This is a genomic window from Zoogloea sp. (assembly GCF_044344315.1).
In the GTDB taxonomy this organism is placed as follows: domain Bacteria; phylum Pseudomonadota; class Gammaproteobacteria; order Burkholderiales; family Rhodocyclaceae; genus Zoogloea.
The window spans coordinates 1-10,053 of record NZ_JBIJDC010000147.1 but is presented as its reverse complement, the minus strand read 5'-3'; the positions used below and the strand labels follow the sequence as shown (position 1 = coordinate 10,053).

11 protein-coding genes are annotated in these 10,053 nt (G+C 68.1%); 2 read left to right on the top strand and 9 right to left on the bottom strand.

Features of this window, described 5'->3' with window-relative positions:
* The first annotated feature begins 551 nt into the window (after nucleotides 1-551).
* Nucleotides 552-1,451 carry a DMT family transporter gene (locus ACIQ09_RS20685; protein ID WP_398314073.1) on the top strand — a complete coding sequence of 300 codons (900 nt, stop codon included), beginning with the start codon at nucleotides 552-554 and terminating at the stop codon, nucleotides 1,449-1,451.
* Here the strand turns inward: ACIQ09_RS20685 and ACIQ09_RS20680 are convergent.
* From ACIQ09_RS20680 to ACIQ09_RS20640, 9 genes are all read right to left on the bottom strand, one after another.
* Nucleotides 1,448-1,963, bottom strand: coding sequence for a GNAT family N-acetyltransferase (locus ACIQ09_RS20680; RefSeq protein WP_398314071.1), 516 nt, complete (start codon nucleotides 1,961-1,963; stop codon nucleotides 1,448-1,450). The genes ACIQ09_RS20685 and ACIQ09_RS20680 overlap by 4 nt on opposite strands.
* 68 nt (nucleotides 1,964-2,031) lie before the next feature.
* Nucleotides 2,032-3,009, bottom strand: a complete 978-nt coding sequence (locus ACIQ09_RS20675; RefSeq protein ID WP_398314069.1) for a TerC family protein — start codon at nucleotides 3,007-3,009, stop codon at nucleotides 2,032-2,034.
* Between the two features lie 541 nt (nucleotides 3,010-3,550).
* A complete protein-coding gene (locus ACIQ09_RS20670) occupies nucleotides 3,551-4,066 on the bottom strand; it encodes a hypothetical protein (protein WP_398314067.1) in 516 nt (171 codons plus the stop codon).
* Between the two features lie 377 nt (nucleotides 4,067-4,443).
* Nucleotides 4,444-4,833 (bottom strand): hypothetical protein, encoded by a 390-nt coding sequence (locus ACIQ09_RS20665; protein WP_398314065.1) that lies wholly within the window; start codon nucleotides 4,831-4,833, stop codon nucleotides 4,444-4,446.
* The gene (locus tag ACIQ09_RS20660; RefSeq protein WP_398314063.1) at nucleotides 4,834-5,607 is read right to left on the bottom strand and encodes a competence/damage-inducible protein A; all 774 of its coding nucleotides are present in this window, start codon (nucleotides 5,605-5,607) and stop codon (nucleotides 4,834-4,836) included.
* Nucleotides 5,608-6,351, bottom strand: coding sequence for an EI24 domain-containing protein (locus ACIQ09_RS20655; RefSeq protein ID WP_398314061.1), 744 nt, complete (start codon nucleotides 6,349-6,351; stop codon nucleotides 5,608-5,610). It lies immediately after the preceding gene.
* Nucleotides 6,352-6,408: 57 nt separating this feature from the next.
* Complete coding sequence (locus ACIQ09_RS20650) at nucleotides 6,409-7,134, bottom strand: N-acetylmuramoyl-L-alanine amidase (RefSeq protein ID WP_398314059.1); 726 nt, start codon at nucleotides 7,132-7,134, stop codon at nucleotides 6,409-6,411.
* On the bottom strand, nucleotides 7,131-8,030 hold the full coding sequence (locus ACIQ09_RS20645) for a toll/interleukin-1 receptor domain-containing protein (RefSeq protein ID WP_398314057.1): 900 nt from the start codon (nucleotides 8,028-8,030) through the stop codon (nucleotides 7,131-7,133). The genes ACIQ09_RS20650 and ACIQ09_RS20645 overlap by 4 nt, the downstream gene beginning before the upstream one ends.
* 24 nt (nucleotides 8,031-8,054) lie before the next feature.
* The gene (locus ACIQ09_RS20640; protein ID WP_398314055.1) at nucleotides 8,055-8,972 is read right to left on the bottom strand and encodes a TraB/GumN family protein; all 918 of its coding nucleotides are present in this window, start codon (nucleotides 8,970-8,972) and stop codon (nucleotides 8,055-8,057) included.
* Between the two features lie 47 nt (nucleotides 8,973-9,019).
* Here ACIQ09_RS20640 and miaA point away from each other — a divergent pair, with 47 nt between their 5' ends.
* Nucleotides 9,020-9,982, top strand: a complete 963-nt coding sequence (miaA, locus tag ACIQ09_RS20635) for a tRNA (adenosine(37)-N6)-dimethylallyltransferase MiaA (protein ID WP_398314053.1) — start codon at nucleotides 9,020-9,022, stop codon at nucleotides 9,980-9,982.
* Nucleotides 9,983-10,053 lie beyond the last annotated feature (71 nt).

Sequence of the window (10,053 nt, the reverse complement as noted above, 5' to 3'; positions counted from 1 at the left end):
CCTTTATCGTCAATACCTATCAGGTATTGAAAGGCCCTGGGTTTCCCTCGAGCGGATCACCTGATGGGTGAAGCTGAAGGGGTGTATGGGAGGCTTTGACGGCGGCTGGAGAGACTGTGGGGGCGACTTCAGTCGCCCGCGGGGGTCGATCAAGGGCAGGTCTTCGATCAAGGGCAGGTCTGTGATCATCGGGCGGATGGGCGACTGAAGTCGCCCCTACAAGTCGACCCTTGAAGTGGCCCCTGCGGAGAGGCTGCGGCGACCATCTGTCAGAGGACGCGTCACTCGGAGGAAAGGCGGTTCATTCGACCTTCGCCCGTTGAGCGATTGGCATGCCGGCCCTTGACGCGTTGCGTGTCTGGCCGTGAGAATGGGGTCATGCCTTGCCCCTATACCGCCTTCCCCCTGCTGCCCGCCCGTCGTCGCGCCCTGCGCGCATGGCGCGTGGCCGCCCATCCGGGGCCGGGATCGGGTTGATCGGTTAGTTGCACCGATTTCACGACAGGCCGCGGATTTCCCTCCGCGGCCTTTTTCATTTTCAGGAGTCCCCCATGTCCCTACCCGCTGCCTATCTCGGCATCATCCTGATCTGGTCCACCACGCCCCTGGCCATCCAGTGGAGCACCGAAGGCACCGGCTTTGCCTTCGCCGTGCTCGCCCGCATGGCCATCGGTGCGCTGGTGGCCGGGCTGCTGGTGCTGGTGGGGCGCGTGGGCTTTCCGCTGCATGCCCGGGCGCGACGGGCCTACCTGTCGGGCGGGATCGGCCTGTTCGGGGCCATGGCGCTGACCTACTGGGGTGCCCGCTATGTGAACTCCGGGCTGGTGGCGGTGCTGTTCGGCCTGTCGCCCCTGTTCGCTGCGGTGCTGGCCGCCGTGTTTCTGGGTGAGCGGGCCCTCACCCCTGCGCGCATCGCCGGCACCCTGCTGGGGGCGGCCGGGCTGGGGGTGATCTTCGTGCATGGCGACAGCCTGGGGGGTGAGCATGCGCTGGCGGGCCTGCTTGCCCTGCTGGCAGCGGTGCTGGTGTACTCGGGCAGCCTGGTGTCCCTCAAGCACATCGGCGACGACAGCCCGCCCCTGGCCACCACCGTGGGCACGCTGACGGTCTCCCTGCCTTTCTTCACCCTGGTGTGGCTGCTCAGTGACGGGCACCTGCCCAGCGCCGTGCCGCCCCGCGCCGGCGCGGCCATCGTCTATCTCGGGGTCTTCGGGTCGGTGCTGGGCTTTGCCCTGTACTACTACGTGATCAAGCATCTGGAGGCCTCGCGGGTGGCCCTGATCACCCTGATCACGCCCGTGCTGGCCCTGCTGCTGGGGAACCTGCTCAACGGCGAGGAGATCGGCCTGCGCCCGTGGGCCGGCACCGGGCTGATCCTGCTCGGCCTGGCCGTGCACCAGGGCGAGATGTGGCGGCCGCTGCTGCGTCGCCTGGCGGGGAGTGGCAGCTAGACGGCCGAGAAGGCCGCGTGATACTCGACGGTACCGGCCAGCCCGTCCAGGTGGCCGGGCTGCAGCTCGAGGATCATGTAGGCCTCGTCGGGCACCTCGCCGGAATCCATGTAGGTGCAGCGGATGCCGTGGCGCGACGCCGGCACGAAGCCGAAGCGCGGGTAATAGCCGGGGTGGCCGAGCACCACCACCGCGCCGGCGCCGGCCTCGCGGGCCTGGGCCAGCCCGGCCTCGACCAGGGCCGAGCCCACGCCGCTGCGCTGGTAACCCGGCAGCACGGCCAGGGGCGCCAGGGCCATCAGCCGCGCCCGGAGGTGGCCCGGCAGATGCACCGGGGTGAACAGGATGTGCCCCGCGATCACCCCCTTGTCGTCGGCCACCAGGGACACGTAAGGAAAGGTGTGACCGCGCAGGGCATCCACCAGATCGGCTTCGGTGCTGCCCTCAAAGGCGGCCACATTCAGTTCATGCACGGCGGCGGCATCAGCCGGGGTTTCATTGCGGATCAGCACGACAGCAGACAGTCTCGGAACATCGGGTGCCCGGCAGCATGCACCACGCGGCCGGGCCCCGTCCAGCGTCAGCCCTGCCGGGCTGCGGTCTCCAGGCGATCCTTGCGCAGGGACAGCACCACCGAGGTGGCAATCAGCAGCGCCACCACGCCCAGGGAGATGCCCACCGGGATCTTCACCACATCGATCAGCAGCATCTTGCCGCCGATGAACATCAGCACCGCCGCCAGGCCGTACTTGAGCAGGGAGAAGCGCCCGGCAAAGTCAGCCAGCAGGAAGTACATGGCACGCAGACCAAGAATGGCGAACACGTTGGAGGTGAGCACGATGAAGGGGTCGGTGGTGATGGCGAAGATCGCCGGGATCGAATCCACCGCAAAGATCAGGTCGGAAATCTCCACCAGCACCAGGGCCAGGAACAGGGGCGTGGCGTAGCGCACCCACTTGCCGCCCTCCTCCTTCATCACGAAGAAGCGTTCATGGTGAAACTCGTTGGTGATCTTCATGTGCCCGCGCAGCCAGCGCAGCAGCGGGTTCTTCTCCAGGTTCTGCTCATGCCCGGCAAACCACATCATCTTCACACCCGTGGCCAGCAGGAAGGCACCGAAGAGGTACAGCACCCAGTGGAACTGGCTGATCAACCAGGCCCCCGCGAAGATCATGCCTGTGCGCATCACGATGGCGCCCAGCACGCCGTAGATCAGCACCCGTTTCTGCAGCTCGGGGGGCACGGCGAAGAAGGAGAACAGCATCAGCCAGACAAACACGTTGTCCACGGCCAGGGCCTTCTCGATGAGATAGCCGGTGACGAACTCCAGGGCCCGGGCATTGGCCACCTCGCGGCCTGCCGAACCGTCCAGATACCACCACAGGGCGCCGGCAAACAGCATGGCCACGCTCACCCACACCACGGTCCAGATGCCGGCCTCGCGGACCGACACCTTGTGCTCCTTGCCACCGCCCACCAGAAACAGGTCGATGGCCAGCATCACCACCACCACGGCGGCAAAGCCCGCCCACATCCACCAGGTACCAATACTCTCCATCACATCTCTCCCAAATCGGAACCAAACAAAAAGGCCTTTCGTCCGGTAATGGCGAAAGGCCTCTGAGTTGGTCCGGCAGGGGAGCCGGCTTACCTGAAGACACTTTGCCATCGCGGCAAAGGTCTTGCTCACAATCACCCGAAAAACCCGGTGACTGCCCGGCGGCCGGAAGATACCCGCAGACATCACGGCATTCTTCGTATTGACGGCCCACCAGCGTGGAGCTACTCCCCCTTGGGACCCCTCAACTATAGAGGGCCCGGGAGGCGGTTTCAAGAGGAAAGTGGGATGGTCGAATGGACCTGCTTCCTCAGTCTGAGGATCGAGGTCGCCTCTTTCCGCAGGGGCGACTCGTAGGGGCGACTCGTAGGGGCGACTCGTAGGGGCGACTTCAGTCGCCCATTCGTACGTCGATCACTGGCATGCCGTTTGTCCAAGTCCGCGGGCGACTGAAGTCGCCCCCACTGTCCCTTCAGCCACCTTCCGAGCCGCCCATGAACCCCTTCCGCTTCACCCTTCGGGTGACCCCGCCGCGGGGCCGTCAGCCCTCCTCGGGCAGCATGGCCATGAAGCGCGTCTCGATGGTTGTCACATGGGCTACGCCCACTTCGGCGGCGATGGCGCGGCACATCTCGAAGGCCTGTAGCAACTCGGCCCGGGTGGTGGCCTTGCGCAGGTGCTCTCGCACGGGGGTATCACCGGTGCGCAGGCTTTGCTCCATCGCATCAAGCAGGTAGAAACGGGCCAGGGCGAGGGAACGCCGCCCACCACCAGGCCCGCGGGCCGCCGACGCCACCGAGGCCCGACTGGCCGGCTCGATCACCTTGGGCGGGTGGAGTGGTAAAGAGGGCATCGGCGTGATCAGGCCAAGCCCAGCCAATTCGGCCAGTGCCTCGCCCACGGCGATGTCCTCCACAAGCCCGGCAAGCTCACGCCCCCCACGCCGGCCATCGACCAGGATCAACAAGGTACGCAGACGTGGCGGCAGACGCCGGGCGCGCGTGGCAATCTCCTCCACCCCCGCCTCCGTCTTGCCCGGAATCCAGTCCTTCTGCATGACGCCCTCCGCGTGTTCCTGAAACGGAGGGCAGAGTACGGTATGAATAATTCAGCACGGTGACACCCGGTCGAACGGCATCACGCGGACGGGTGAATCTGAAGGGTTTCATGGAAGGCGCCGGCGGCCTCCGGAGGCGCCGTAGGGGCGACTTCAGTCGCCCGCGGACTTTGATAGACGGCATGTCGGTGATTGGCGTGCGGATGGGCGACTGAAGTCGCCCCTACAAGTCGCCCCGGCAAGCCCCCCCCTGCAAGTTGCGCCCACGGAAGAGGCCACTTCGATCATCAGACGCGGCGTCAAACCGAGGAAATCAGCTTGATTGGCTCCCCGCGCGCTGACGCATCGGCCAGCCTTTTAAGCCCCCCCCCCGCCTGTCACCGCCCCAGCCGGCGATGGCGGAAGCTGGCGGGGGCGTGGGCGAAGATCACGGAGAACACCAGGATCGACCAGAACAGCATGGGCCGGGCGCTTTCATCGGCCAGGAACCAGCCGAGCAGCGCAAACTTGGCCAGCAGGGAGAGGCCTGCGTATTCCTGCAGCCATACGGGGTTGGACCAGGCATCGAGGGCGGCCATGGCCAGGCCCGAAGCCACCATCAGCCACACGAAGCCCACCGCCGCCCCGCCCACCGCCGCCCCGCCCGGCGGGGCCAGCAGGCCGGCGCCGACGCCGACCACGCCGGCAATGTGGCCGGCGCGCAGCACCACCACCAGCCAGCGCCGGCCGGGGAAGTCGCGGTAGCCGCCGGATGCGTCCTTCGCCACTCAGAGGCTGCCCGCCGGCTCCCAGGGGTAGCCGCGGCGGGTCATTTCGGCGGTGATCAGGGCCATGGCTTCGGCCACCCGCGCGGCCGGGCCCTTCATGCCCAGCTCGATGTGGCGCCGGCCGCCCTCCCCGCCCACGCTGGGCAGGCTGAACAGGGTCGCGTCGGGGAAGTCGGCGGTGATGCGCTCCATGAAATCGATGAGCTGCCCCTCCAGGGCTTCCCACACGATGATCGAGCTCTCCACGTAGTCCGACTTGTGATGGAGATGGGCAAAGCGCGTGTCGAGCACCCACTCCACCATGGGCCAGGCCATCACCGGAAAGCCCGGCACGAAGAAGTGATTGCGGATCGAGAAGCCGGGAATGCGGTTGTAGGGATTGGGGATGATCTCGCTGCCCTCGGGATACACGCCCATCTGCAGGCGCTGGGGCGTGGTCTCGTCGCCAAAGCGGGCGCGGATCTCGGCCTCGGCCTCCGGGTGCAGGGCCAGGGGCAGGCCCAGGGCTTCAGCCGCGGCCTGGCGGGTGTGGTCGTCCGGCGTGGCGCCGATGCCGCCGAAGCTGAACACGATGTCGCCGGCGGCGAAGCTCTCCCGCAGGGTCTGGACCAGGCGCGGGCGCTCGTCGCCCACGTAGCGCACGGAGGCCAGGCGCAGGCCCCGGGCCTTGAGCAACTCCAGCACCTTGCCCAGATGCTTGTCTTCGCGGCGGCCGGACAGCAGTTCGTCGCCGATGATGATTGCGCCGAAGGACGGCGTGTTTTGATCAGTCATTCACTTCACCTCGATGATGTTCTCGTTCTGCCGGCTCACCCGCAGGGCCGACAGCAGGTAATGGACAAAGGCCAGCCCGGAGAGTGCCGGCGCAAAGAGATTGATCAGGGGCAGGTGGGCCATCACCGCACCAAACAGGCCCACCCCGAACAGTCCGCTGGCGTGCCGTGCGGGCAGATCCTTCATCTCGAAGGTATCGGCGTGGGCCATCAGGGCGTCGTAGCGGAAGGCGCGCTGGTTGAGCCAGGCCGTCAGCACCAGGGAAATGATCAGCCCGACCCCGGGGATCAGCCACAGGGGCAGGCTCAATACCAGCAACACCAGAAACTGCAGCACCGAGGTCAGCGCGTTCCAGACGCTACCGGTCTGGCTGCCGCCCTTGCGGCGGGCGATGTCGGCATAGTCCAGCGCGGCCACTTTTTCGGCCATCAGCGGCAGCGCGATGGCCGCCACCAGGAAGGCCGCCGTCACGTAGATGATGGGCAGGGCCAGCACCACCAGGCCGATCTTGAACATCACCAGCGCCACCACCAGCGCGGTGTCGGAGGCAGCCAGCCAGCCGCCCACCAGGGGCATGCCGGTGATCAGGCGAGTGCCCACCTCGATCAGGCTGCCCCAGCTACTCACCAGCAGGGTGGTCCAGGCGAGGGTGGCCACCAGGGTCGGCCACATCAGGTGCCACAGCACACCCCGCCGGGTCAGGCTGCGGGCGGCGGAGAAATAGGAAAGCAGGACGGTTTTCATGGGCAATCGGGTTTCAAAGGCGTGCGGGTGGCATTCTGGCCGATCCGGCGCCGGCGGTCACGGGGTGCGGGTCACCACACCGCAGCGGGCCAGCCCCTGCGCCACCGCCGCGGCCGTCAGGGCCCGCCGTTCGGCACCGGCCAGGGCCCGCTCCTCGTCGCGATTGACGATGACGCCGGCTTCAAGCAACACAGCGGGAATGGTGGCGCCCTTCAGCACCACCAGATTGTCGTAGTAATACACCCCGTTGGCCTCGTCAGCCCAGGGGCGTTCCACACCGGCCGAGGACACGCCATGATGGGTCGCCACCGGCAGGCCGGCCCCGCGCAGGGCCGCCCCGATGGCGCTGGCGCAGGCCAGGCTCTCGTCCAGGCGCGGGTTGAGCCGCGACACGAACAACGAGAAACCGGCGAAGCCCTCGGCGTAGCGCAGGGCGCGGCCATTCCAGGTCCATGGCTGCAGGTATTCCTCCTTCACCGAGTCGTGGTGGATGGACAGGAAGAAGCCGGCCCCGGCCGCCTCGGCCTCGCGGGGGCGCGCCCACAGATCGGCCATTTCGCCCCGATGGCCGATCAGGCGCACCGGCACGCCGTCACCGGCCAGCCGGGCCGCGACCACCGCCGCCAAAGCGTGGTTGTATTCAAACTCCGTGACACCGTGGGCGCTGATGGCCCCGGGACGCTCCAGGTAGTGCCCCACGTCGATGGCCACCGGCACCGCCGCCACCGCCGTGACGCTGACCTGCAGCAGGGCCGCGCTGACCACCGCCCCCAGCCCCCTCATCGACGCACTCCACTGAAGCTCAGCTCGCCGTGGGGCGAGTAGATCAACTGTGGCGGCTGCCTGGCCAGATCCACCGTCAGCGCCGTATCCCCTTCTGCGCTCAGCACATGCTCGCCAGCCCGGTTGAGCGGCACATCGACAACAGGGATGCGCGGGTAATCGGAGGTGATGCGCACACTGCGCCCGTCAATGGCCGTTACGGTCACGCTCACGTCACTACGCGAGCCCCCCTTCGAATCCGCCATCACCTCACCGCTGTAGGTGCCGGCGATACGCGCGGCCAGGCTCGCCTCGGTCGCCGCCACGGGCGACACCGGCTGCCCCGGCCCGGGCGGGTGGGGACCAACATCGCCGTGCTCGGGTTGCAGCAGCAGCCACAGGGCCAGCGTGCCCAGCAGCGCAGCAACAACCCCAATCAGCATGAGGCGGGCCGGGCCGCGTCCGTCCGCCTTCTTCGCCGGCACCGCGGTGCTGCGGGAAGCCGCCGACTCCACCCGCGGCCCCGCCTCGCCCAGCACCCGGCTGACACCCGCGCACAGGGACACGAAGCCCGCATGCTCCGCCTCGCCCTGCCAGCCGCTCAGGTCGGCCGTCTGCTTGCGACGGAACTCCAGGGGCAGCTTCACCGCCGCGATCATTGCCGGCACCAGCACGCCCCGCTCCACCCCCACTGCCGCCTCGTTCTTCACCCACTCCGAGGCCACCGACGCGCTCGACCACAACACCACCACGCAGTGCGCCGCGTCCAGCGCCTGCTCGATACGCGTGTCGAAGGCCTCCCCGGGCACGACGTGCCGGTCCCACCACACCGACCAGCCACGGGCCGCGAAGGCCTCGGCCAACAGGTGGGCCTGCTCCCGATCCTCGCTGGCATAGCTGATGAAGATGTTATGCATGGCCGCCTCTCCCGGGTGTGTTCGTCACTCCAAGCCGTGGGCCGGCTCCACCACCTGCTTCAATTGATAGCCCCGCGCAGCCAGCTCCGCCAACAGGCCCGAGGCCCCACCGAAATGGCCGGCGCCTACCGCCACGAAGGGCCGACCACCGGCCTCCAGGTAGCGGACGATGGACGTCGCCATCTCCCGGTTGCGGCGGTCGAACATCTCCTCAAACAGGGGGGCCATCGTCGTACTGGACATCTCTTCCCGCAGCAACTGGTCCAGGGCCGCAGCGTCGCCAGCGTGCCAGGCGTCCAGCATGCGCTGAAAGTACGCACGAGCTCCGCCGGATTCGATCAGTTCGATGACCTCGGTCAGGCTGGCCAGCTGGGCCGCCTCTCCCCCAGCGGACAGGGCTGCGATCTGCCGATCAACGGTTTCCAGCGCCCACAGGGGCTTGCCCGCCGCCTTGGCCGTGCCGGCCAGCCACAGATCCACTCCCTGCTCGGTGCGAAAGCCCACCGTCTCGGCCACCCGCACGGTCAGCAGGGTACCCACCATCCAGGGTTGCAGGCGCTGCACGGCCTCGGGCGGCAGCCCCATGCGGGTGGAGGCCAGCACCAGGCGCGGCCGCAGGGCCGGTGGCAGCTGGGCATCCAGGCGTGTCCCGGCGGGCAGCAGGGCGGCCTCGCCGAGGCGCTGCATCACCGTCGGGTCGGCGAGGTCCAGTTCCAGGGCCAGGCTGTCCGCCGCCCCCAGGGCCTCACGCACCTTGCCCGGCAGCGGAAAGCAGGCCGCATCGCAGACGTGGATGGTGCCGTACAGCCAGGCCCGCAGGCCGCCCCCGGCATCCCGCAGCTCCCACAGGAACAGCGGCCCCGCGCCCGTCGCCAGCCCGGCCCACAGCAGCAGCCACGCCATCGCCAGGGCATGCCATGCCCGCCTCATCCTCATGCTCATAGGCCAATCCCAACCGCTACAATGCGCGTCCCATCGAAAGGCGCATCATGCCCCAAACGCCCCCGCTTCCGCCCGCCATCCTGCTGATGGGCCCCACCGCCAGCGGCAAGACGGCCTGTGCCCTGGCCCTCGCCCGCAGCCTGCCGGTGGAGGTCATCAGCGTCGACTCGGCCCTGGTATACCGGGGCATGGACATCGGCACGGCCAAGCCCACGGCAGAAGAGCAGGCCGCCTGCCCCCATCACCTGATCGACATCCTCAGCCCCGAGGAAGCCTATTCCGCCGCCCGCTTCTGCGACGATGCCCGCCAGCGGATGGGCGAGATCACCGCCCGGGGGCGCATTCCCCTGCTGGTGGGGGGCACCATGCTGTATTACAAGGCCCTGCGCGAAGGGCTCTCCGACCTGCCCGAGGCCGACCCGGCCCTGCGCCGGGAGATCGAGGACACCGCCGCCCGGGACGGCTGGCCGGCACTGCATGCCGAGCTGGCTCGCCTCGACCCGGACGCCGCCGCCCGCCTCGAACCCAAGGACGCGCAGCGCATCCAGCGCGCCCTGGAGATCGTGCGTCTCACCGGCGAGCCCCTGGCGGCCAGCTACGCCCGCCGCGAAAGCGCCGCCGACACCCACCGCCTGATCCCGCTCGCCCTGACGCCGAGCGAGCGGTCGGTGCTCCACGCCCGCATCGAAAGGCGCTTCGACACCATGCTGCTGGCCGGCTTTGTCGATGAAGTAGAAAACCTGCGCCGCCACTACCAGCTCGACGCCAACCTGCCCTCCATGCGCTGCGTCGGCTATCGCCAGGCCCTGGAATATCTGGAAGGCCACTGCAGCCTGGCCACCTTCCGCGACAAAGGCATCTTCGCCACCCGCCAGCTCGCCAAGCGCCAGATCACCTGGCAACGCAACTTCCGGGAAAACTGGGGCGATCTGGTGGAAGTGGACTGCCTCCGGCCCGATCTGGAACAGCAGGTGCTGGACACCGTTCGCAGCAAGCTCACCCCCACCTGAGCCCCCTGTAGGGGCGACTTCAGTCGCCCGCGGAGGCCAGATCAAAGGCATGCCGGTGATCGGCGTGGGGT

Coding starts and splice junctions, on each gene's coding strand:
- ACIQ09_RS20685 (WP_398314073.1), top strand. CDS start 552: ATGTCCCTACCCGCTGCCTATCTCGGCATCATCCTGATCTGGTCCACC.
- ACIQ09_RS20675 (WP_398314069.1), bottom strand. CDS start 3,009: ATGGAGAGTATTGGTACCTGGTGGATGTGGGCGGGCTTTGCCGCCGTG.
- ACIQ09_RS20670 (WP_398314067.1), bottom strand. CDS start 4,066: ATGCAGAAGGACTGGATTCCGGGCAAGACGGAGGCGGGGGTGGAGGAG.
- ACIQ09_RS20660 (WP_398314063.1), bottom strand. CDS start 5,607: ATGACTGATCAAAACACGCCGTCCTTCGGCGCAATCATCATCGGCGAC.
- ACIQ09_RS20655 (WP_398314061.1), bottom strand. CDS start 6,351: ATGAAAACCGTCCTGCTTTCCTATTTCTCCGCCGCCCGCAGCCTGACC.
- ACIQ09_RS20650 (WP_398314059.1), bottom strand. CDS start 7,134: ATGAGGGGGCTGGGGGCGGTGGTCAGCGCGGCCCTGCTGCAGGTCAGC.
- ACIQ09_RS20645 (WP_398314057.1), bottom strand. CDS start 8,030: ATGCATAACATCTTCATCAGCTATGCCAGCGAGGATCGGGAGCAGGCC.
- ACIQ09_RS20640 (WP_398314055.1), bottom strand. CDS start 8,972: ATGAGCATGAGGATGAGGCGGGCATGGCATGCCCTGGCGATGGCGTGG.
- miaA (WP_398314053.1), top strand. CDS start 9,020: ATGCCCCAAACGCCCCCGCTTCCGCCCGCCATCCTGCTGATGGGCCCC.